Source organism: Corynebacterium sp. SA-MJD20WY100, assembly GCF_039822565.1.
In the GTDB taxonomy this organism is placed as follows: Bacteria; Actinomycetota; Actinomycetes; order Mycobacteriales; family Mycobacteriaceae; genus Corynebacterium; species Corynebacterium phoceense_A.
In genome coordinates, this window is sequence record NZ_JBCJKS010000016.1 from 51,632 (window position 1) to 75,125 (window position 23,494).

Annotated in this window: 16 protein-coding genes and 1 riboswitch; of the genes, 13 read left to right on the plus strand and 3 right to left on the minus strand. The window is 62.7% G+C overall.

The window, feature by feature from the left end; all coding sequences use genetic code 11:
* Positions 1-26: 26 nt before the first annotated feature.
* Complete coding sequence (locus tag ABJ196_RS09475; protein WP_347306531.1) at positions 27-1,001, minus strand: DUF3068 domain-containing protein; 975 nt, start codon at positions 999-1,001, stop codon at positions 27-29.
* Positions 1,002-1,420: 419 nt separating this feature from the next.
* On the opposite strand from ABJ196_RS09475, the gene ABJ196_RS09480 reads away from it, so the two are divergent.
* The 7 genes from ABJ196_RS09480 to ABJ196_RS09510 all read left to right on the plus strand — a co-directional run bounded on the left by ABJ196_RS09480 (position 1,421) and on the right by ABJ196_RS09510 (position 13,692).
* Positions 1,421-4,918, plus strand: coding sequence for a DNA-directed RNA polymerase subunit beta (locus ABJ196_RS09480; protein ID WP_347306533.1), 3,498 nt, complete (start codon positions 1,421-1,423; stop codon positions 4,916-4,918).
* Positions 4,919-5,095: 177 nt separating this feature from the next.
* On the plus strand, positions 5,096-9,088 hold the full coding sequence (locus ABJ196_RS09485; protein WP_257070566.1) for a DNA-directed RNA polymerase subunit beta': 3,993 nt from the start codon (positions 5,096-5,098) through the stop codon (positions 9,086-9,088).
* A 588-nt stretch (positions 9,089-9,676) separates the two neighbouring features.
* Positions 9,677-9,886 carry a hypothetical protein gene (locus tag ABJ196_RS09490; protein ID WP_347306536.1) on the plus strand — a complete coding sequence of 70 codons (210 nt, stop codon included), beginning with the start codon at positions 9,677-9,679 and terminating at the stop codon, positions 9,884-9,886.
* A 127-nt stretch (positions 9,887-10,013) separates the two neighbouring features.
* Positions 10,014-10,159, plus strand: a riboswitch (TPP riboswitch).
* Entirely contained in the window at positions 10,149-10,778 is a 630-nt protein-coding gene (locus ABJ196_RS09495; RefSeq protein WP_347306538.1) for an ECF transporter S component, read from the plus strand. It overlaps the preceding riboswitch by 11 nt.
* Before the next feature lie 20 nt (positions 10,779-10,798).
* Positions 10,799-12,193, plus strand: a complete 1,395-nt coding sequence (locus ABJ196_RS09500; protein WP_347306540.1) for an ABC transporter ATP-binding protein — start codon at positions 10,799-10,801, stop codon at positions 12,191-12,193.
* Positions 12,186-12,956 (plus strand): energy-coupling factor transporter transmembrane component T, encoded by a 771-nt coding sequence (locus tag ABJ196_RS09505; protein WP_347306542.1) that lies wholly within the window; start codon positions 12,186-12,188, stop codon positions 12,954-12,956. Before ABJ196_RS09500 ends, ABJ196_RS09505 begins: the two co-directional genes overlap by 8 nt.
* Before the next feature lie 169 nt (positions 12,957-13,125).
* Positions 13,126-13,692: an isopentenyl transferase family protein gene (locus ABJ196_RS09510; protein WP_347306544.1), complete on the plus strand. Its 567-nt coding sequence runs from the start codon at positions 13,126-13,128 to the stop codon at positions 13,690-13,692.
* Here ABJ196_RS09510 and ABJ196_RS09515 read toward each other — a convergent pair.
* A complete protein-coding gene (locus ABJ196_RS09515) occupies positions 13,675-13,866 on the minus strand; it encodes a hypothetical protein (protein WP_347306546.1) in 192 nt (63 codons plus the stop codon). The two genes, ABJ196_RS09510 and ABJ196_RS09515, sit on opposite strands and share 18 nt — an antisense overlap.
* Before the next feature lie 469 nt (positions 13,867-14,335).
* On the opposite strand from ABJ196_RS09515, the gene ABJ196_RS09520 reads away from it, so the two are divergent.
* The 6 genes from ABJ196_RS09520 (at position 14,336) to tuf (ending at position 21,146) form a co-directional block, all read left to right on the plus strand.
* Positions 14,336-15,094 carry a hypothetical protein gene (locus ABJ196_RS09520; protein ID WP_347306548.1) on the plus strand — a complete coding sequence of 253 codons (759 nt, stop codon included), beginning with the start codon at positions 14,336-14,338 and terminating at the stop codon, positions 15,092-15,094.
* A 13-nt stretch (positions 15,095-15,107) separates the two neighbouring features.
* A complete protein-coding gene (locus tag ABJ196_RS09525) occupies positions 15,108-15,974 on the plus strand; it encodes a hypothetical protein (RefSeq protein ID WP_347306552.1) in 867 nt (288 codons plus the stop codon).
* Positions 15,975-16,230: 256 nt separating this feature from the next.
* Positions 16,231-16,602, plus strand: coding sequence for a 30S ribosomal protein S12 (gene rpsL / locus ABJ196_RS09530; protein ID WP_066492960.1), 372 nt, complete (start codon positions 16,231-16,233; stop codon positions 16,600-16,602).
* Between the two features lie 3 nt (positions 16,603-16,605).
* Complete coding sequence (gene rpsG / locus ABJ196_RS09535) at positions 16,606-17,073, plus strand: 30S ribosomal protein S7 (RefSeq protein WP_347306555.1); 468 nt, start codon at positions 16,606-16,608, stop codon at positions 17,071-17,073.
* 353 nt (positions 17,074-17,426) lie between these two features.
* A complete protein-coding gene (gene fusA / locus ABJ196_RS09540; protein ID WP_347306557.1) occupies positions 17,427-19,556 on the plus strand; it encodes an elongation factor G in 2,130 nt (709 codons plus the stop codon).
* 399 nt (positions 19,557-19,955) lie between these two features.
* Positions 19,956-21,146, plus strand: a complete 1,191-nt coding sequence (gene tuf, locus ABJ196_RS09545) for an elongation factor Tu (protein WP_347306559.1) — start codon at positions 19,956-19,958, stop codon at positions 21,144-21,146.
* A gap of 149 nt (positions 21,147-21,295) precedes the next feature.
* On the opposite strand, the gene ABJ196_RS09550 is transcribed toward tuf, so the two are convergent.
* Positions 21,296-23,005, minus strand: coding sequence for an ABC transporter family substrate-binding protein (locus ABJ196_RS09550; RefSeq protein WP_347306561.1), 1,710 nt, complete (start codon positions 23,003-23,005; stop codon positions 21,296-21,298).
* Positions 23,006-23,494: the final 489 nt, after the last annotated feature.

Here is a 23,494-nt window from a genome sequence, read left to right on the forward strand (position 1 = left end):
CGGCTTCGTTGTCCTGAGTTTCCTCGCTACTCGGCGGCGGGTGCTGCGGCGGGCTTGGGCTGCTTGGGTGAGCGCGTGCCAAAGACGCCGAAGATGCCCAGGAGTGCGATGAGCGTGATGAGCGCGCCGGCACCGAGGAGGCCCCAGCGGATCCAGTGGATGCGGTTCGTGTGGTGGAACTTCTTGGTCTGCTCGAGGAACGTTTGGGTGTCTTCCTCGGAGATGGAGGCGTTGAACGTGAGCGCGTTCTGGGTCTCCACGCCGTCGTCCTTGGCGTAGAAGTCCTTGATGGACACGTCGAGGTCTACGATCATGCCTGAGATTTTGTCTACGTAGAAGTCACGCTGGGCGGAGTGGAAGAGATACTCCGTGCCGTCCTCGCCGGAGAGCATGGTCTGATAGTTGTTGTACTTCTTCGCCACGTTCGTGGGCTCGATGTCCTGGTGGTAGCGATAGACGGTGCGCCCATCCATCTCCATCTCCTCTTCGAAGACGGCGGGGGCGGAGTCGCGCAGCGTCTCATCGAAGACGTCGTAGGAGGTCTTCTCCGCGCCGGCGGGGAACTTCCACCACAGGCCGGTGACCGGAACGGTGCTGACGGGAGAAGCCATGGTGTGGGACACGGCGGCATCGGCATGCGCGTCGCCAGTGAGGCGATCGATGGGGTAGGACCAGACCTGCGCGGTGATGAGGCGGTCTTTTTCCTCCTGCATGCTCGAGCGCATCCACGACGAGCCGACGCGGAGGGTGACCTGCTCGTCATCCGCGGGCTCCTGGAGCGCGATGTGCCATTGCGCGGTGACGGGTACCTGGAGCTGGCGGCCGTCCTGGAGGAGGCGCGTGGTGGCGTTCTCGTCCGTCATTGTCCACGTCGTGTGCTCCAGATCGAGCGGCAGAGTGGGCTCGGCCTCGATGAAGGACGGAGCGGCGAGACCGGCGGAAAGGCCGGCGACACCTACTCCGAGTAGGAGGGCGGAGACGACGCGGGAGGTTGGCAACATGGTGTTCCATCCTAGCCGCCGGGCGGTCACGGCTGAAAGTGCCACGGCGGGCCCTGACCGGCGCGTCTTGGATCGGTTCCCGGGGGCGGTGGTATATTTCCCAAGTGCACACCGCATGAGACGGCGCGACGAGAGTCTGTGCCCCGTGCGTGAAGTGAGATGGCCGCCCCGCGCGGTCCAGTACCGCGTTGTCGCCCCCCATGAGTGGTGCTGGACAATAGGCGGAAATTCGACTATGCTAGTTCGTTGCGCTGGAATCATTTTCAGATGTGCGCCGACACCTTGTCCAAAAACCCATTTGACAAGGTGATTTTGTGCTCTTTTCTTACAGTGATTCCACAGCAGACCAATTGCTAAATCTACCAGCGGTTTCGGGCCAACCACAGCAACGGAGTGGTTGAATCCCGGTTCCGCGTGAGGTGCTGGAAGGACCCATCTTGGCAGTCTCGCGCCAGACCAAGTCAGTGGCTAATATTCCCGGAGCCCCGAAGCGTTACTCGTTCGCGAAAATCAGCGAACCCATTTCGCTTCCGGGCCTCCTCGACGTACAAATTGATTCCTACGCCTGGCTCATTGGCACGCCCGAGTGGCGCGCCAAGCAGCAGGAGGAGCGCGGCGCCGACGCCCGCGTGACCAGCGGCCTGGAAGACATCCTGGAAGAGCTTTCGCCCATCCAGGACTACTCCGGCAATATGTCGCTGTCCCTGTCTGAGCCGCGTTTCGAGCCGGTGAAATACACCGTCGACGAATGCAAGGAAAAGGACATTAACTACTCTGCGCCGCTTTATGTGACGGCAGAGTTCATCAACAACGACACCCAGGAGATCAAGACCCAGACGGTGTTCATCGGCGATTTCCCGATGATGACGGAGAAGGGCACCTTCATCGTCAACGGCACCGAGCGTGTCATCGTCTCCCAGCTGGTGCGTTCCCCGGGCGTCTACTTCGACCGCTCCATCGATAAGTCCACGGAGCGTCCGCTCCACGCCGTCAAGGTCATCCCGTCCCGCGGTGCATGGCTCGAGTTTGACGTGGACAAGCGCGACACCGTCGGCGTTCGTATCGACCGCAAGCGTCGCCAGCCGGTGACGGTGCTGCTCAAGGCTCTGGGGTGGACGGAAGAGCAAATCCGCGAGCGCTTCGGCTTCTCCGAGCTTATGATGTCCACCCTCGAGTCCGACGGTGTGTCCAACACCGATGAGGCTTTGCTGGAGATCTACCGCAAGCAGCGCCCGGGCGAGCAGCCCACCCGCGACCTTGCGACCTCCCTGCTGGAGAACTCCTTCTTCCGTGCGAAGCGTTATGACCTCGCTAAGGTCGGCCGTTACAAGGTCAACCGCAAGCTGGGCCTGGGCGGCGACCACGACGGTCTCATGACCCTGACCGAGGAAGACATCGCTGTCACCCTCGAGTACCTCGTGCGCCTACACGCGGGCGAGCGCGAGATGAAGGCGCCGAACGGCGAGATGATCCCGCTCCACACGGACGACATCGACCACTTTGGTAACCGTCGTCTGCGCACCGTGGGCGAGCTCATCCAGAACCAGGTCCGCGTGGGCCTGTCCCGCATGGAGCGCGTCGTGCGCGAGCGCATGACCACCCAGGATGCCGAGTCCATCACCCCGACTTCGCTCATCAACGTCCGTCCGGTCTCCGCGGCTATCCGCGAGTTCTTCGGTACGTCCCAGCTGTCGCAGTTCATGGACCACAACAACTCTCTGTCTGGCCTGACGCACAAGCGTCGCCTCTCCGCGCTGGGCCCGGGCGGCCTGTCGCGTGAGCGCGCCGGCATTGAGGTCCGCGACGTTCACCCGTCGCACTACGGCCGCATGTGCCCGATCGAGACTCCCGAGGGTCCGAACATTGGCCTCATCGGCTCGCTCGCGTCGTACGCACGCGTCAACGCCTTCGGCTTCATCGAGACCCCGTACAACAAGGTCGTTGACGGCAAGATCACCGGCCAAGTCGAGTACCTCACCGCTGATGAAGAGGACCGTTACGCCATTGCGCAGGCCGAGGTCGCGCACGATGCTGACGGAACGATCACTGAAACCCGTATTGAGGTCCGCCTCAAGGACGGCGATATCGGAGTGACCGACGCGTCCGGCGTCGACTACGTGGACGTGTCCCCGCGCCAGATGGTCTCCGTTGCAACGGCCATGATTCCGTTCCTCGAGCACGACGACGCTAACCGCGCCCTCATGGGTGCGAACATGCAGCGTCAGGCTGTGCCGCTGCTGCGCTCCGAGTCCGCGTACGTCGGTACCGGCATGGAGCTGCGCGCGGCCTACGACGCGGGTGACCTTATCATCACCCCGAAGGCCGGCGTGGTCGAAAACGTCTCCGCAGACATGATCACCATCATGGATGACGAGGGTGTGCGTGACACCTACGTCCTGCGCAAGTTCGAGCGCACCAACCAGGGCACGAACTACAATCAGACCCCGCTCGTCTCCCTCGGCGACCGCGTCGAGGCAGGCCAGGTGCTGGCTGATGGTCCGGGTACCCACAACGGCGAAATGTCGCTGGGCCGCAACCTCCTCGTGGCGTTTATGCCGTGGGAAGGCCACAACTACGAGGACGCCATCATCCTCAACCAGCGCGTCGTGGAAGAGGACATCCTGACCTCCATCCACATCGAGGAGCACGAGATCGATGCCCGCGACACCAAGCTCGGTCCCGAGGAAATCACCCGTGAAATCCCGAACGTCTCCGAGGACGTCCTGCGCGACCTCGACGACCGCGGCATCATTCGCATCGGTGCGGACGTCCGCCCGGGCGACATCCTGGTCGGTAAGGTCACCCCGAAGGGCGAGACCGAGCTCACGCCGGAAGAGCGCCTGCTGCGCGCCATCTTCGGTGAGAAGGCTCGCGAGGTCCGCGACACCTCCATGAAGGTTCCGCACGGTGAGGTAGGCAAGGTCATCGGCGTTGCTCGCTTCTCCCGCGAGGATGACGATGAGCTGGCGCCGGGCGTGAACGAGATGATTCGCGTCTACGTCGCTCAGAAGCGCAAGGTCCAGGACGGCGATAAGCTCGCCGGCCGCCACGGCAACAAGGGTGTCGTGGGCAAGATCCTGCCGCCGGAGGATATGCCGTTCATGGAAGATGGCACCCCGGTCGACATCATCCTCAACACCCACGGTGTCCCGCGTCGTATGAACATCGGCCAGGTCCTCGAGGTTCATCTCGGCTGGCTGGCACACGCTGGCTGGAAGGTCGACGTCGACGATCCGGCTAACGCTGACCTGCTGAAGAAGCTGCCGGAGGAGCTTTACGACGTTCCGCCGGAGTCGCTCACCGCAACCCCGGTCTTCGACGGTGCCTCCAACGAGGAGATCTCCCGCCTGCTGGCTTCCTCGAAGCCGAACCGTGACGGCGACGTCATGGTTGATGAGCACGGCAAGGCCCGCCTCTTCGACGGCCGCTCCGGCGAGCCGTACAAGTACCCGGTTTCCGTCGGCTACATGTACATGCTCAAGCTGCACCACCTCGTCGACGAGAAGATTCACGCTCGTTCCACCGGCCCGTACTCCATGATTACTCAGCAGCCGCTGGGTGGTAAGGCTCAGTTCGGTGGCCAGCGCTTCGGCGAGATGGAGGTGTGGGCAATGCAGGCCTACGGCGCTGCCTACACCCTGCAGGAGCTGCTTACCATCAAGTCGGATGACGTCGTCGGCCGTGTCAAGGTCTACGAAGCCATCGTCAAGGGCGACAACATCCCGGATCCGGGCATCCCGGAGTCCTTCAAGGTGTTGCTCAAGGAGCTGCAGTCGCTGTGCCTCAACGTGGAGGTCCTCTCCACCGACGGCACGCCGATGGAACTGTCCGGATCTGATGATGACGACATGGACTCGCCGTCCCTGGGCATTAACCTGTCCCGCGACGAGCGCTCCGACGCCGACAACATCGCGTAAGTTACCGCATTCTGGTCTGGCCTCCCGCTTGCCGATGCCGCCTTCCCGCTACCGCGGTAAGGCGAAAGGTTCCATAAGGAAAGCACCCATCGGACAAGCCCGGCCGGGCGATACAAAGACACAACTTTTAAGCCATCAATTCCTCAGAAAATATAGAGGATGAAAGGGAGACATTACGTGTTTGACGTAAATCTCTTCGACGAGCTCCGTATCGGTCTCGCCACTGCTGACGACATTCGTCGTTGGTCCAAGGGTGAGGTGAAGAAGCCGGAAACCATTAACTACCGCACCCTCAAGCCGGAGAAGGACGGCCTCTTCTGCGAGCGCATCTTCGGCCCGACCCGCGACTGGGAGTGCGCCTGCGGTAAGTACAAGCGTGTCCGTTTCAAGGGCATCATCTGCGAGCGCTGCGGCGTTGAGGTGACCAAGTCCAAGGTGCGCCGTGAGCGCATGGGCCACATTGAGCTCGCCGCTCCGGTGACCCACATCTGGTACTTCAAGGGCGTTCCGTCTCGTCTGGGCTACCTGCTCGACATCGCGCCTAAGGATCTTGAGCGCATCATCTACTTCGCTGCCAACATCATCACGTCCGTCGATGAGGAGGCTCGTCACAACGACCAGTCCACTCTCGAGGCCGAGATGCTTCTGGAGAAGAAGGAGATCGAGGACGACGTCAACTCTGAGATCGCAGAGCGCGCCGCCAAGCTCGAAGAGGACCTCGCCGAGCTCGAGGCCGCTGGCGCCAAGGCCGACGCCCGCCGCAAGGTCCAGAACGCTGCCGACAAGGACATGCAGCACATCCGCGAGGACGGCGAGCGCCAGGTCGCACGTCTCGACGAAATCTGGAACACCTTCATCAAGCTTGCCCCGAAGCAGATGATCATCGACGACACGATCTATGAGGAACTCATCGATCGTTACGAGGATTACTTCACCGGCGGCATGGGTGCTGAGGCTATCCAGACCCTCATCCGCAACTTCGACCTCGAGGCCGAGGCCGAGATCCTCCGCGAGATCATCAACAACGGCAAGGGCCAGAAGAAGGTCCGTGCCTTGAAGCGCCTCAAGGTTGTCGCCGCATTCCTGCGTTCTGGCAACGATCCGGCCGGAATGGTCCTCGACGCTATCCCGGTCATCCCGCCGGAGCTGCGCCCGATGGTCCAGCTTGACGGTGGCCGCTTCGCGACCTCCGACCTGAACGACCTCTACCGTCGCGTCATTAACCGCAATAACCGCTTGAAGCGCATGATTGATCTCGGTGCCCCCGAGATCATCGTGAACAACGAGAAGCGCATGTTGCAGGAGTCGGTCGACGCCCTCTTCGACAACGGTCGCCGCGGCCGCCCGGTCACGGGCCCCGGTACCCGTCCGCTGAAGTCCCTGAGCGACCTGCTCAAGGGTAAGCAGGGTCGTTTCCGTCAGAACCTGCTGGGTAAGCGCGTCGACTACTCCGGTCGTTCCGTTATTATCGTCGGTCCGCAGCTCAAGCTGCACGAGTGTGGTCTGCCGAAGCTCATGGCTCTCGAGCTCTTCAAGCCTTTCGTTATGAAGCGCCTGGTGGAAAACGATTACGCGCAGAACATCAAGTCCGCCAAGCGCATGGTCGAGCGCCAGCGCCCTGAGGTGTGGGACGTCCTCGAAGAGGCCATCTCCGAGCACCCGGTCATGCTCAACCGTGCACCGACCCTGCACCGCCTGGGTATTCAGGCCTTCGAACCGAAGCTCGTCGAGGGTAAGGCTATCCAGCTCCACCCGCTGGCCTGTGAGGCCTTCAACGCTGACTTCGACGGCGACCAGATGGCAGTCCACCTGCCGCTGTCCGCCGAGGCTCAGGCTGAGGCTCGCGTGCTCATGCTTGCTTCGAACAACATTCTGTCCCCGGCGTCCGGTAAGCCGCTGGCTATGCCGCGTCTGGACATGGTTACCGGCCTGTACTACCTCACCATGGACAAGGGCCCGGACGAGATCGGCGGCGAGGGTCGTTACACGCCGGCTACCACCGATCAGCCGGCTACCGGTATTTTCTCCTCCTACGCTGAGGCTCTCATGGCTCGCGACCGCGGCGTCGTTGGCTTGCAGGCTCCGATCAAGGTGCGTATCTCGCACTTGCGTCCGCCGGCAGACATCGAGGCTGAGCAGTTCCCGGACGGCTGGAACAAGGGCGACACCTGGATGGCTGACACCACCATCGGTCGCATCATGTTCAACGAGCTGCTGCCGTGGAACTACCCGTACCTCGAGGGCGTCATGGTCCGTAAGGGCGGCTCCGATAACAAGGTCCTGCTCGGTGACGTCGTCAACGACCTCGCCAACAAGTACCCGATGATCACCGTTGCTCAGGTGCTGGACAAGATGAAGGACGCTGGCTTCTACTGGGCCACCCGTTCCGGCGTTACCATCACCATGGACGACGTTCTGGTCCTTCCGAACAAGCACGAGATCCTCGAGTCTTACGAGAAGGAAGCTCAGCGCATCGAGCGCAAGTACTACGAGCAGGGTGCGCTTACCGAGCGCGAGCGCTACGACCGCCTTGTCGAGCTGTGGAAGAACGCCACGGACGAGGTCGGTAACGCGGTCGAGAACCTCTACCCGGATGACAACCCGATTCCGATGATCGTGAAGTCCGGTGCTGCCGGTAACATGCGTCAGATCTGGACCCTGGCCGGTATGAAGGGCATGGTCGTGAACTCGCACGGTGACTACATCACCCGTCCGATTAAGACCTCCTTCCGCGAAGGCCTGTCCGTTCTCGAGTACTTCAACAACTCGCACGGCTCCCGTAAGGGCCTGGCCGATACCGCACTGCGTACCGCCGACTCGGGCTACCTCACCCGTCGTCTGGTCGACGTCGCGCAGGACGTCATCGTCCGCGAAGAGGACTGTGGCACCCGCCAGGGCGTTCGCGTCCCGATCGGCGAGGTTTCCGGCGACAAGGTCGTCATGCACGAGCTGTGGGAGACCTCCGCGTCTGGCCGCGTCGTTGCCTCTGACGTGAAGAACGAGGCCGGCGAGGTCATCGCCGAGGCCGGTTCTGACCTCACCGAGGAGCTCACCCAGAAGCTGCTCGACGCTGGCATCACCGACCTCAAGGTCCGCTCCGTGCTTACCTGCCAGACCCCGGCCGGTGTCTGCGCGAAGTGCTACGGCAAATCCATGGCCTCTGGCCAGCTGGTCGACATCGGCGAGGCCGTCGGCATCGTCGCCGCCCAGTCCATTGGTGAGCCGGGTACCCAGCTCACCATGCGTACGTTCCACCAGGGTGGTGTCGGTGGCGACATTACCGGTGGTCTGCCGCGTGTTCAGGAGCTCTTCGAGGCTCGTAACCCGAAGAACCGCGCCCCGATCGCTTCGGTCGACGGCACGATCTCCCTCTCTGATGAGGGCAACTTCTGGACGCTGACCATCACCCCGGACGACGGTTCGGACAATGTGGTCTACGAGAAGCTGTCGAAGCGCCAGGGCCTGGCTCAGGTCCGTCGCCCGATGGAGTCCAACCCGGACGCCATGATTGAGCGCTCTCTGCGCGATGGTGACCATGTCACCACCGGCGAGCGCCTCATGCGCGGTGCGGCTGACCCGCACGACGTCCTCGAGGTCCTCGGTCGCCGTGGTGTTGAAAAGCACCTCATCGACGAGGTGCAGGCCGTCTACCGTACGCAGGGTGTGGCCATCCACGATAAGCACATCGAGATCATCATCCGCCAGATGCTGCGTCGCGGTACCGTCATCGACGCGGGCTCCACGGAATTCCTGCCAGGCACGCTGGTTGACCTCTCTGAGGCCAAGCAGGTCAACGCCAAGCAGGTCGCCGAGGGCGGCGAGCCCGCCCAGCTCCGTTCGGAGATCATGGGTATCACCAAGGCGTCGCTGGCCACCGAGTCCTGGCTGTCGGCCGCCTCCTTCCAGGAGACGACCCGCGTCCTCACCGACGCCGCTATCAACAAGCGCTCCGATCAGCTCATTGGCCTGAAGGAGAACGTCATCATCGGTAAGCTCATCCCGGCCGGTACCGGTATCTCGCGCTACCGCAACATCACCGTCAAGCCGACGGAGGCTGCCCGCAACGCGGCATACTCCATTCCGACGTACGGTGATTCCATCTATGGCGACGACGGCTTCGGTGAGTTCACCGGCGCCTCCGTCCCGCTGGACGAGGACTTCACCTTCTAGTTCTCGCCCCGGCCCCGCCTGGCACCACTGCCAGGCGGACCAGTACTTCAAGCTTGGTCTGCTTTAATTTCGCAAAGCCCCGGCTTCCTTCGCCACCGCATGTGGCAGGGAAAGCCGGGGCTTTGTGCTGCGCTGTGACCGAAATAGGGCAGAATTACCATCCTTGGGAATGTCTACTCGCAATAGACATCGATAGTCGACTGATGGGCATGAAGCACTCCGCTGCCATCAAAAGCTGAAGGATGAAGCCAAACGAGGCAGTCTTGAATTTGAGGAAATCGCCCTTACTCGCCATGATGCCTACCGGGAGGGCAACACCACCCGAGCGCTCGGCAGGCACCGCGAGATCGACGATGTGACAGCGAAAAAGTTCTTGGATCAATTTGCGCAGGAACGAGGAAAGGGTGGGTGGAGATAATGGCCAAGACGTACACAGTTACCGCAGAACGAGGCACCAGTGACGTGTGGGTGCTGGAATGCGCCGAGCTGGGAGCTGTGTCGCAGACTAAGCGACTAGCCCATGCCGCCGACGAGATCCGGGAAACCATGGCCTATTAGGCAGGAGTAAGCCCAGACGAACTCAACATCGTGGTTGAAGTCATTTTCCCCTCCAATCGCGCTGAGCTAAATCCACGCGCGGACAAGCAGCGCGAAGAAGCCGCACGGCTTACGGCTGAGGCGAAAGAAAGCACCCGTGAGCTTGCTGCTGCGATGAAGAAGTCTGGAATGACGGTACGCGACATGGGCGAGATTCTTGGCGTGTCCTATCAAAGGGCACAAAAGCTTGCTAGCGCGTGAAAAAACTGTTGTCAGCCATTGCCCCATCCGCGTGCTTTCGAGGGAGTGGCGGCTGTTAAGATAAAGATGTTTTCCACCCCATCGCCAGCTTTGGCTGAGTGATGGGGTGTAAACACCACTTAAATTTCACACGTGACACGGGTGCTCCGCGCAGGCGGGGCTGAGATGCCGCAGCAGCTAGCGAGTGACATGGACTCGCTCAGTGCTGCATCGGCGAACCGTCGAACCTGATCCGGATAATGCCGGCGATAAGGGAGGAATCATGAGCGCGACATCTGCGCCCGCAACCGCTACTACTTCGACCCCGCGCCGCTCACTGCGCTGGCGCGTGGTGGACATCATCGTCGCCACCGTGCTGGCGGTGGCCTGCGGCCTCATCTTCGTTTTCTGGAACTCTGTGGGCTACGCCTGGTACATGGCCATGGATGCCCTCACGCCGGGCCTGGGCGGCCTGGCCACGGGTATCTGGTTGATTGGCGGCGTGCTGGGCGCACTCATCATCCGCAAGCCGGGGGCGGCTGTCTACGTTGAGGTGCTCGCGGCATCGGTCTCTGCCGTGATGGGCAGCCAATGGGGCTGGTCCACCATTTACTCGGGCCTCGCCCAAGGCATCGGCATTGAGCTTGTCCTCATCGTTTTCGCATACCGCAAATTCGGCCTGGGCATCGCCATGCTCGGCGGCGCACTCGCCGGTGTGGGCGCGTGGTGCCTTGAGCTGTTTACCTCCGGCAACCTGGCTAAGGGACCGGAGTTCCTCATTATCTACCTGGTCTGCTTGATCATCTCGGGCACCATCCTGGCCGGCGTCGTCGGCCACCTGCTTACGCGTGCCCTGGCGGCCACGGGTGCTCTCGACCGCTTTGCTGTAGGCCGCGAAGCCCGCGCCAAGTAGCCGCGTAGTTTTGGTTGTCTATGACGACTCAGATCACCCTGCGCGGCTTCGGGTGGACCCACGCGGGCCGCGCGACTCCCGCATTGGACGGTATTGACCTCGACATCGCCCCGGGCGAGCGAGTCTTATTGTGCGGGGATTCCGGCTCCGGTAAATCCACGCTCCTGGCCGCGCTCGCCGGCGTTCTTGGCGGCGACGAGGACGGGCAGCAGGTAGGCCACCTCACGCTGAACCCGCAGACCCCGGCCGGGCTCGTTCTCCAGGATCCGGACTCGCAGGTTATCGCGGCCACTGTGGGCCGCGACGTGGCTTTTGGCTGCGAGAACCTCGGCCTGCCGCGCGCGGAGATATGGCGGCGCGTCGAACACGCCCTGGACCTCGTAGGCCTGGATGTGCCGCTTGACCACCCCACCCAACGCCTGTCCGGTGGACAGAAGCAGCGCCTCGCGCTCGCCGGGGTCATTGCCATGGGCGCCGGGCTCATCTTGCTCGACGAGCCGACGGCCAACCTCGATCCGCAGGGCGCGCGCGACGTGGTCGCGGCCGTCGAGCGGATCGTCCGTGCCACGGGAGCGACGTTGGTCGTGGTGGAACACCAGTATTCTGCGTGGGCCGGCCTGCTGGATCGCGCGGTGCGCCTGGACCGGGGGCGCATCGTCGAAGACGGCGCATACGGAGCGGTGACGGCCGCGCGCGCCGTAACCGGCTTGCCCGTCGCCGTGCCCGCCCCGGCAGATGCCGAGGCCGCGCTGTGGTCGAACAACCTTGTGACGCGCTTCGGCCCGCCCCGCAGCGTGCGTGTTCCGCAGGGGTATTCCACCGTCATCACGGGTGCGAACGGCTCTGGGAAAACCACGTGGTTGATGACCATGGCGGGCCTGCTTCCCAGCTGCGGCGGCGAGATTGGCGTGGCCGAGTCCGTGCGGCGCGGGCTGCGCGGCGAGCCTTCGACATGGCGCTCGCGCGACCTGGCTCAGCGCCTCGGCGTCGTATTTCAAAATCCAGAGCACCAGTTCGTCGCCCGCACCGTGGGCGAGGAGATGCGTGTCGGTCCGGGCGTGATGGGTACTTCGGATGCCGCCTCTCAAGCGCGCGTGGGCGAGCTCCTCGAGCGCCTGCGGCTTACTCACCTCGTGGACGCAAACCCGTTTACTCTGTCCGGCGGGGAGAAGCGCCGGCTCTCGGTAGCCACGGCGCTCGTCGCCGCGCCGTCCGTGCTGCTGCTTGACGAGCCCACCTTCGGCCAGGATCCCACGACCTTCGCAGAGCTCGTGCGCATGTTGCGTGAGCTCGCGAACGAGGGCACGACGCTGGTCTCCATTACCCACGACCCGCTATTCTTGGCGGCGCTGGGCGACCACCGCGTGACCGTCAGCGCGCACACTGGCCAGGCGGGAGGCAGTACCCATGCCTAACCTCGTACACGGCGTTAATCCGCTCACGCGCTTGGTGGCGACGTTCCTGGTCACCACGCCGATCTTGCTGACCATTGACTGGCTCTCGGCCGCCGTATCCGTCGCGGTGACGGTGCTCCTCGCTCCGCTGTGCGGGATGAGCTGGCCCCGGCTGGTACGCGCGGCGCTGCCGCTGTGGATCATCGCGCCGCTATCTGGGATATCTATGCTGCTCTACGGCAAGGAGGGCGGCGAGGTCTACTTCTCCTTCTGGCTGGTGACCGTCAGTGAGAACTCCTTGGGACTGGCAGGAGCCATCATGCTGCGCGTCTTTGCTGTCGCGTTGCCGGTGATTGTGCTGGCCCGCGATATCGACCCCACGGAGCTGGGCGACGGCCTCGCGCAAATCTGGCACCTTCCCTCCCGCTTTGTCATCGGAGCAGTCGCCGGCGTGCGCATGCTCACCTTGTTTAAGGATGACTGGGACTCGCTCGCCCGCGCGCGGCGCGCCCGCGGCATCGCGGACGTGGGGCGCATCCGGCACCTAGCCACCATGAGTTTTAGCTTGCTTGTCCTCGCGCTGCGCCGCGGCGGAAAGCTCGCCACAGCGATGGAGGCCCGCGGCTTCGGGCGCCCAGCCCCGGGCCGCCGGGCGCGCACGTGGGCGGTGGCTTCGCACCTGCGTGCCCGCGATTGGTGGGTCATGGCTGCAGCCGTGGGGGCGGCGGCATTGCCCGTCATTATTGCGGTGGCCTGCGGAACGTGGCGCTTCTTTGGCCTCTAGCGATAGTAAAGCCGCGGCGCGCGGGGACTGAAGTCCCTTAGACTGGCAGGTACGACTTCCCTGGTGCGGCACCGCATGCCCGCGGTGGCGCGCCGTACACGCAAAGGATGGACAGCGCGAAGCCTTTCGCGCGGACAACATGGACTTTGACAGTCAACTTGACCGACTTTTGACCGATACCCTCACCCTTGCGGCCTCGCGCAAGCGGCCGATGCGCCCCATGACGGTGCTCATCGACGGCCCCTCGGGCGCCGGCAAAACGTGGGCCGCAGCATCCCTGGCCGAGCGCACGGGGTGGAGGGTCGTGCACCTCGATGAGTTCTATCCCGGCTGGCAAGGGCTGGCTGCAGGATCCGAGATGGTGACCTCGCAGGTGCTGCGCGAACACAATCCGGGCTACTGGCGCTGGGACTGGGAGGCGAGCGCGCCGAGTGAATGGGCGGGACTCGACGTACGCGATGACCTCATCGTGGAGGGCGTCGGTGCCATCACCGAGGATTCCGTTGCCGCCGCCCGGGAGCGCGGCGGGGTGGTCACGCTCTTTATCGACGGCCCGCGCGAGGCTCGCCGCGCCCGCGCCCTCGAGCGCGATCCGGACTACGCGGAATGGTTCGAGACCTGGGAGACCCAGGAGCGCGAACACTTTGCGCGCCAGACTGTCGCGGCGGATCTGTCGTGGGTGTGGGACGCGGCCACGTGGGAGGCCGCACAGCGCGCCTCAGCCCGCGAGCGCTGAGGCGCGCCCCGGCCTGTAGTAGTCGGCGGCATCGACGTCGCAGGCGTGCTGGATCACCAGCCCCGGGTAGCTGCCGTCCGGCAACGCACCGAAGACCAGCCGCACCTGCTCGCGCAGCTGCTCCAGGCGGCGCTCAATGATGGAGTTCGCCCATAGAGTCGTGCGCAGCTGCACGTGGGTCCCGTAGGCGCGCGGCGTGGTCGAGCAGCGCGAGCGATTTCCACATGCGCGCAGCCGTTGCCGGCGTGCAGCCGGCGAACTGCGGCAGGGCTCCGGCAGCGCCTTGGGGTCGAAGCCCACCCAGCCCGGGCGCGTGGCCTCGTCGTGCAGTAGCCGGAGAGCATGTCTAGATCATGGATGCGGAAATCGCCTTCACGGGGGAGCGGTCGGCCTCCGGAGAGGAGACCTCGGCCAGCCAATAGTTGGCGGTGAGCTTGCCCGTCGAGTTCACAATCACGCCGCCCAGTGAGTAGTGCGGGTGGGGCGGTCCGCCGCATTTTGTGTTTGCGCCTATCTCGGCCGTAGGGGCCGCTTTTGGGTGGGTGAGATGGTTCCCGTGGCGTTGGTTACTCTAAGACCGTCTATCGGCCCTACGCTGCACATAAAGGCGGTTCATATCGGGGGCGGGGTATAAACTAGGAGGGTGACTACCTCTCCTCAATCTCCCTCGTTCCCTTCGCATGATTCGGACTCTTTCGAGACCACTCAGTTCCCGCCGGTTGGTGCCGGCGACGCCGCCGCGCCGGGTGCTTCCGCTGCCGGCGCTGCTGGCGGTGCCTATGGTGCTGGCTACGCACCCCAGGACGTAGGCCAGCAGGGCTACGCGCAGTCGGGGTATGGGCCGCAGGGTTATGCGCCGACGTACGCGCCCGCGCCGCAGCAGGGCGGCAACGGCACGAAGATTGCGCTCATCATCGTGAGCCTGCTGTTGGGTTTGCTTATCCTTGGCATCGCGGGCTTCTTTGGCGTTCGCGCGTATAACGCCAGCCGGTCTGCCGATGAAGTCGTCTACGTCACCGAGACGGCCACGGACGCGCCGGGTGGCGAGGCGAACGCGGCCCAGCCGGCGCACGCCGCGCAGCCTGCACAACCAGCCCAGGCACCGAGCCGTCCAGCGTATCCCGCGCTCCCGGCGGGACTGAACCCGGTGAGCGTCGGCGCGATCAGTAACAGCCCGGCGGGCAGCTACGCCAACGTCTACACGGCGGGCCCGACCTCGGATTCGTTTGCCTTGGCCGTCACGCGTGACTTCGTGGCAGCCCGGGGAAGCAAGACCTCCGGCACGACGGTGGTCAATACCTATAGCCCGGTGACGGGCTACACCTATACGATGAGCTGCTATGACAACGGGTCCTACGTGCACTGCACCGGCGGCAATAATGCGCACGTCTACATTTCTTAATTCGCGCGCTGGCGTGGCTGCCTTGCTCGTCGCCGCGGGTGCGCTGGCGGGATGCGCCGGTGGCGCGGGTGGGCCAACCACGAGCACTATCGTGGTTCGCACGACCACCGTCACCGCGGCGCCGAGCTCGGAGCCTACGTCGCAGTCCCAACTGAAAGACACTATGGCTTCCATCCCAGCACCGGATATTGCGGCGGCGCTCACGCGGCTTGCCGCAGACGTCGAGGCGCGCACGGGCGCGCAGGTCTCGCTCGCCGTGGTGCCGGTAGATGGGACGCCCGCAGTGCAGGCGGGCACCCTCGCCGGGGTGCAGCCTGCTTGGTCCACCATCAAGGTTCCGCTGTCCATCGCGGCCCTGCGTGCGGACCCCAGTGCTGAGGGCACCGTGCGGCAGGCGATTACGGCTTCTGACAACGCGGCGGCCGAAGCCCTGTGGACCATGCTCGGTGCTTCCGATGCCGCCGCCACCGCTGTTGGCTCCATCCTTGCGGCGGCCGGAGACACGGCGACGGTTGTCAATCCAGAGGTCACGCGCCCGGGATTTAGCGCCTTTGGACAAACCCAGTGGGATACCGCCGCGCAGGCTTCCTTTGCGCGGCAATTGCCCACGATCACGGGCGCGGACCAGGTTCTTGCCGCGATGGGCTCCATCGTGGCGGGCCAGGACTACGGCTTGGGCCAGATTCCAGGCACGCGGTTCAAGGGTGGCTGGGGCCCGGACGAGAGCGGGCGCTACCTTGTGCGCCAATTCGGGCTCGTGGCGGGCACGCAGGGCGAGACCGGTGTGGCGCTCGCGGTCGTGCCGGCGGACGGCACCTATGAGTCGGGGCAAGCGGCGCTCACAGAGCTGGCGCTGGGGCTGCAGGAGATGCTGGGGTAGAGGCGGCATCGGAAAGCGGGGCGTGTCGCACGGAGCCCTCCTGCGACGGTTTTGGTAGTTGGGCTGCTGGCTGTTAAAATGGTGAAAGGTTTCGCATCTTGTGTGATGCGAAAAGTCTGATCGATACCTCGGCCGGTTCCGGCTGACGGACGACCTGGACATGCGGAAGGGCCCCGGGAAAGAGCCCCCATTTTTGCATGTTTAGGCGTTATGTTTGGTCAGGAAAGCCGATAAGTCATACAGAAAGACTAGATACATGCCAACTATTCAGCAGCTGGTCCGCAAGGGCCGCCATGACAAGCGCACGAAGGTTGCTACCGCTGCGCTGAAGGGCTCGCCGCAGCGTCGCGGCGTGTGCACCCGCGTCTACACCACCACCCCGAAGAAGCCGAACTCCGCACTGCGTAAGGTCGCTCGTGTTCGCCTTTCCTCCGGCATCGAGGTTTCGGCCTACATCCCGGGCGAGGGCCACAACCTGCAGGAGCACTCCATGGTGCTCGTGCGTGGCGGCCGTGTGAAGGACCTTCCGGGTGTCCGCTACAAGATCATCCGCGGCGCTCTGGATACCCAGGGTGTCAAGGACCGCAAGCAGGCCCGTTCCCGTTACGGTGCCAAGAAGGGACAGTAAACAATGCGTAAGAATGCTGCTCCGAAGCGTCCTGTAGTCAAGGACCCGGTGTACAACTCCGAGCAGGTCACCATGCTCGTCAATAAGATCCTCCGGGACGGCAAGAAGTCCACCGCTGAGCGTATCGTCTACGGCGCTCTCGAGGCGTGCCGCGAGAAGACCGGCACCGATCCGGTCGGCACCCTGGAGAAGGCCCTGGGCAACATCCGTCCGGACCTCGAGGTTCGCTCCCGCCGCGTTGGTGGCGCCACCTACCAGGTCCCGGTTGAGGTGCGTCCGGCACGCGCCAACACTCTGGCCCTGCGTTGGCTCGTCACCTTCACCCGCCAGCGTCGTGAGAACACGATGATCGAGCGTCTCGCCAACGAGATTCTGGATGCCTCCAACGGCCTTGGCGCTTCCGTGAAGCGTCGCGAGGATACCCACAAGATGGCTGAGGCCAACCGCGCCTTCGCCCACTACCGCTGGTAATCTCGCGGTACCCATGCCTATGGTCCGAGCAACGACATTTCGCCCGTGCTGCGTCGGCTTTGCCGATCGCATGCCGCAGGCGTCCCTATACTGGAGTTCGTTGCTCGGGCCATTGTGCTAACAGTGGGTTCACTCTCGGTGAGTGGCTGTGATTTGCCACCCACACTCACTGTTTGACGGGCGGCTGCTTACCGGCGCTACTAAACTTTTAGCGGTCTACGGGCTGCTAAAACGGCGCTTTAGTGGCAAAATTTTACAACGAGACACATCCACTTAAGCGACGTGGCTGGAAACCTTGGCACTGGGCCGGGCGGACTGGGCGCGTCCACGACTAACGAAGTTGGGGTAACACCGTGGCACAAGAAGTGCTTAAGGACCTGCACAAGGTCCGCAACATCGGCATCATGGCTCACATCGATGCTGGTAAGACCACCACCACCGAGCGCATCCTGTTCTACACGGGTATCAACCGCAAGGTTGGCGAGACGCACGATGGTGCTTCCACCACTGACTGGATGGAGCAGGAGAAGGAGCGCGGCATTACCATTACGTCCGCTGCTGTCACCTGTTTCTGGAACGGCAACCAGATCAACATTATCGACACCCCGGGTCACGTCGACTTCACCGTCGAGGTCGAGCGCTCCCTGCGTGTCCTCGATGGCGCTGTCGCCGTCTTTGACGGCAAGGAAGGCGTCGAGCCGCAGTCTGAGCAGGTCTGGCGTCAGGCTGCAAAGTACGACGTTCCGCGTATCTGCTTCGTCAACAAGATGGATAAGCTGGGCGCCGACTTCTACTTCACCGTTCAGACCATCATCGACCGCCTCGGCGCTAAGCCGCTCGTTCTCCAGCTGCCGATCGGCGCTGAGGACAACTTCGACGGCGTCGTTGACCTGCTCAACATGAACGCCATCACCTGGCGCGGCAAGGTCGAGACCGGTGCTGAGCCGGTTATCGAGGAGATTCCGGCCGACCTGCAGGACAAGGCAGCCGAGTACCGCGAGAAGCTCGTCGAGACCGTTGCTGAGTCCGACGAAGCCCTCATGGAGAAGTACTTCGGTGGCGAGGAGCTCACCCTCGAGGAGATCAAGGGCGCCATCCGCAAGATGACCATCAACTCCGAGGTCTACCCGGTCCTGTGTGGTACCGCGTACCGCAACAAGGGTGTCCAGCCGCTGCTCGACGCTGTCGTCGACTTCCTGCCGACCCCGCTCGACGTGGGCGAGGTCATCGGCCACGCAGTGGGCGACGAGGGCGAGGAGATTACCCGTAAGCCTTCCGTCGAGTCCCCGTTCTCCGCTCTGTCGTTCAAGATTGCGGCTCACCCGTTCTACGGCCAGCTCAACTTCGTCCGCGTCTACTCCGGCCAGGTCCTGCCGGGCACTGAGGTGCTCAACTCGACCAAGGGCAAGAAGGAGCGCATCGGCAAGCTGTTCCAGATGCACGCCAACAAGGAGAACCCGGTCGAGCAGGCTGACGCCGGCAACATCTACGCCGTGATTGGTCTCAAGGAGACCACCACTGGTGACACGCTGTGCGACAAGGACAACCCGATCATCCTCGAGTCCATGGACTTCCCGGATCCGGTTATCAAGGTCTCCATCGAGCCGAAGACCAAGGCTGACCAGGAGAAGCTCGGCGTTGCTATCCAGAAGCTCGCCGCTGAGGACCCGACCTTCACCGTCGAGCTCGACGAGGAAACCGGCCAGACCGTCATTGGCGGCATGGGCGAGCTCCACCTCGACGTCCTCGTTGACCGCATGAAGCGCGAGTTCAAGGTTGAGGCCAACATCGGTAACCCGCAGGTTGCTTACCGCGAGACCATCCGCAAGGCCGTCACCTCCCTCGAGTTCACCCACAAGAAGCAGACCGGTGGTTCCGGTCAGTTCGCAAAGGTCATCGTCTCCATCGAGCCGTACAACCCGGATCCGGAGACCCTGGAAGAGGGCGAGTCCGCAACCTACAAGTTCGTCAACGCTGTCACCGGTGGCCGCGTTCCGAAGGAGTACATCCCGTCCGTCGACGCTGGTATCCAGGATGCTATGCAGTACGGCTACCTCGCAGGCTTCCCGCTGGTCAACATCCAGGCCACCCTGGAAGACGGCGCTTACCACGACGTCGACTCTTCGGAGATGGCGTTCAAGATCGCCGGCTCCCAGGTCCTCAAGGAGGCCGTTGCCAAGGCAAAGCCGGTCCTGCTCGAGCCGCTCATGGCGGTCGAGGTTGTGACCCCGGAGGAGTACATGGGTACCGTCAACGGTGACATCAGCTCCCGTCGTGGCCAGGTCTTCGGTATGGAGGATCGCTCCGGCGCCAAGGTCGTCAAGGCCAAGGTCCCGCTGTCCGAGATGTTCGGCTACATCGGCGACCTGCGTTCGTCGACCGCCGGCCGTGCAAACTTCACCATGGTGTTCGATTCCTACGCTGAGGTTCCGTCCTCCGTGGCAGCCGCCATCATCGAAGAGCGCACCGGCGCCAAGCACTAAGAGTGCACCCCGCCACCTAACCCCGGTCGCACCTTCGCGGCCCGGATTCGTGCCAGTCGAATTCGGGCCCGTGCGCCAGGCGGTGGTCACTGGTGGGGTAGCGGTTCGCTGAATATATTGCCTGTTCACAGGCGGTATGTTGAGCCGGCCGTTACCCTCCCAGGATCCAGCAAAAGATTCTTGTCGAGGGTCAACGTCCGCATTACATGCGCGGGGTTACCTCCTATTTTGGCAGTTTGAAAAAACTGCGGCATAAATCTAGGATCGTGTAACTGGCACGTAAAGAAAGCGTCATTAGCGCTTACGGCCTTCTCCCCGGAGAAGTACGAAGTGCCAATGGCAATACAAACCACGTGGCTGCGAAGTTCGTAGCCGCCATAGAGTCCAGGAGGACAAACAGTGGCAAAGGAGAAGTTCGAGCGTTCGAAGCCGCATGTCAACATCGGCACCATCGGACACGTCGACCACGGCAAGACCACCACCACCGCAGCGATCACCAAGGTTCTGGCTGACCAGTACCCGGAGGAGAACACCGCTTTCGCCTTCGACATGATCGATAAGGCTCCGGAGGAGAAGGAGCGCGGTATTACCATCAACATCTCCCACGTTGAGTACTCCACCCCGAAGCGCCACTACGCACACGTGGACGCCCCGGGCCACGCCGACTACATCAAGAACATGATTACCGGCGCTGCTCAGATGGACGGCGCTATCCTGGTTGTCGCTGCAACCGATGGCCCGATGCCGCAGACCCGTGAGCACGTGCTGCTCGCCCGCCAGGTGGGCGTTCCGTACATCCTTGTTGCTCTGAACAAGTGCGACATGGTTGACGATGAGGAAATCATCGAGCTCGTCGAGATGGAAATTCGCGAGCTGCTCGCTGAGCAGGACTACGACGAGGAAGCTCCTATCGTTCACATTTCCGCTCTCAAGGCCCTCGAGGGCGACGAGAAGTGGGTTCAGTCCATCGTTGACCTGATGCAGGCTTGCGATGACTCCATCCCGGATCCGGAGCGCGAGCTGGATAAGCCGTTCCTGATGCCGATCGAGGACATCTTCACCATTACCGGCCGCGGCACCGTCGTTACCGGTCGTGTTGAGCGCGGCAAGCTGAACGTTAACGAGGACGTTGAGATCATCGGTATCACCGAGAAGTCCATCAACACCACCGTTACCGGTATCGAGATGTTCCGCAAGATGATGGACTACACCGAGGCTGGCGACAACTGTGGTCTGCTTCTGCGTGGTACCAAGCGCGAAGAGGTCGAGCGCGGCCAGGTCGTTATCAAGCCGGGCGCTTACACCCCGCACACCAAGTTCGAGGGTTCCGTCTACGTCCTGAAGAAGGAAGAGGGCGGCCGCCACACCCCGTTCATGGACAACTACCGTCCGCAGTTCTACTTCCGCACCACCGACGTCACCGGCGTCATCAAGCTGCCGGAAGGCACCGAGATGGTTATGCCGGGCGACAACGTTGAGATCTCCGTTGAGCTGATCCAGCCGGTCGCTATGGACGAGGGCCTGCGTTTCGCTATCCGCGAGGGCTCCCGCACCGTCGGCGCTGGCCGCGTTACCAAGATCCTGGGCTAATCCCCAGTTTCTAACGCAGCTGCGTAGAGCTTGCCGATGCCGCCTCACCTCACGGTGAGGCGGCATTTCGCATGTAAGCACATGTCTTTAGCGCAGTAAGGCCCGCCAGCGATATGCTGGCGGGCCTCAATGCGCGCGTGGGGGAGCGTCTACTTCTCCCAGCCGATGTCTTCTTTCGGGATGACGGCGAAGCCGGCGGGACCGAAGTTGGCGAGTCCCTTCTTCACGCCGGTCATTGCAGGACCATTGGCCCATGGCATGAGGCCGTAGGTCTTAAACGCTTCAACCTCGAGCTCATTGGCCTTAGCAATTTGATCGTCGGCGTTGTCGATCTTCTGGAGCTCGCGGATCTGCTCGTCCAGTTCCTTGGTGCCGGTGCCGGACTTGTTGAGGTCCGAGTCGGAAAGCCAGGTCTGGCCGAAGTACGCGACGCCGTACGGGTCGGATGAGGCGATGCCGGACAGGAAGATGTCAAAGTCACGTTCCTCGGCGATCTTAGAGAAATCAGAGGACGGGCGCTCTTGCACCGTGACCTCGACACCTACGTCCTTGAGCATCTTCTGGATCGCCGCGGCGGTGGACTTAGAGACCTCGTCGTCTCCGACAAGGACGTAGCGCAAAGTGAGCTTCTCGCCGTCCTTGGCGTAGTAGCCGTCGTCACCCATCGCGTAACCTGCTTCTTCAAGCAGCTTCTTCGAGGACTCGGGGTCGTAGGTGACGGCCTCGGAGAGGTTGTCCTTATAGCCGTCCTGCGTCGGGTATAGCGTGAGCGAACCCGGTAGGTCCTCGGTGTAGCCCAGGCCGTTGTAGCGGATGGCGGCGAGCTGGGAGCGGTCAATCGCGTTGAAGATGGCGTGGCGGACGTTGATGTCTCCGAGATGCGGCGCCTGCGAGTTGAGCGTAAACAGGATGTTGGCAATGCGCATGGATGCGCGGATGTCGATGGCATCGCCCATCTCTGCGGCCACGGTCAGGTTGTTCTTCGATGCGACACCCGCGGCGTCGATTTCGCCAGCCTTAAAGGCGTTGATAGTGGCCTGTGATTCGAGCTGACGGTACGTGACCTTGGAGAGCTTGGGGGCGTCGCCCCACCACTTCTCGTTTGGCACGAACGTGACGTTGCCCGCGTTGAAGTCGATGGAATCCACCTTGAAGGGACCGGCGCCGTACTCTGGGTGGAGTTCGTTCAAGTAGGTTTCGTTGTAGAGCTGTGCAGTGTTGACCTTCGGGTGCAGGACCTGGTTGAACAGGCCCATCCACCACGGGTAGGCATTGTGGAACGTCACCTTGACCTGCTTGTCAGAGTCGCCGCGCTTGACGGACTCGATAAGTTCATAGCCGTCGGTCGAGTTCGGCGAGATCTCCTCATTCTCGCCGTTATTCATTTTCCACGTGTTTTCGAACGCCTTCCAATCGATGGGCGTGCCGTCGTTGAAGGTTGCCTTGTCCACGATGTCGTACGTGACGACGGTCTTGCCGTCCTTGGTCTCGGCGCTGGCATTCGTGATGTAGTCCGGGTTAGGGGTGTATTCGCCCTTGCCGTCGTAGAGGGCTAGCTGCGGGTTGTACCAACTCCAGATGGTGGACGTATCGGTCGTCATGTTGGCATGGAACGCATTCATCTGCTCGGTGAGTTCGTCGATGGGTAGGGTGAGCTCACCGCCGTCTTTGAGCTCGTCGCGTTCCTTCGGGTTGTAGTCGCCCGCAGGATCGACCTCAATGTTGAGGCCGCCGACAGCCTCACCGCCATCCTGTCCTTCTGCCGACTCGGACTGGCTGCTGCTGCAGGCGGCAAGCGTGAGGGCGAGAGTAGTGAGGGATGCGACGCCGGCGAGGCGTAAACGATGGACCTTCTTCATGTTGTTCAAGACTCCTTGTGAGGTGCGGGCGCCCGCAAGGATTCGTCACGAGGAGAGGTGCTTGGGGCGCACCGACGGCCGTGAGGGGGTGCCGAGTAAGCGCCTCCGTGACCGCCGTAGAGATGGCGAGATGAGGTATGAAGTTGTACGACCACACAGTTTTAAACGAGATGTGACTCACAATAGTGGTGGTTGAGTTAACTATAGCGATTCCTGGCGGGATTCGGTGCGCGTTTCAGGGAATCATGCGCACCCTATTTAAATAGTCTGACAGAATCATACGGTCGGCGCGCTGTAAGGTCTAGAATTTTGTTCATCTCTCCTAGCAGAGTCACTTCGAAAGTCTCGCCAAAAGTGGGGGTGCGCCACAATAGTGGCCCGCCGTTGCGATAGTCAAGACCGGCGCGTCCGTGCCTGTGGAGAACTTTGTCGGTTGCACACTATAGTTGGCGATTTCGGGCAGTTATCCACAGATCGAATTTTCACCCT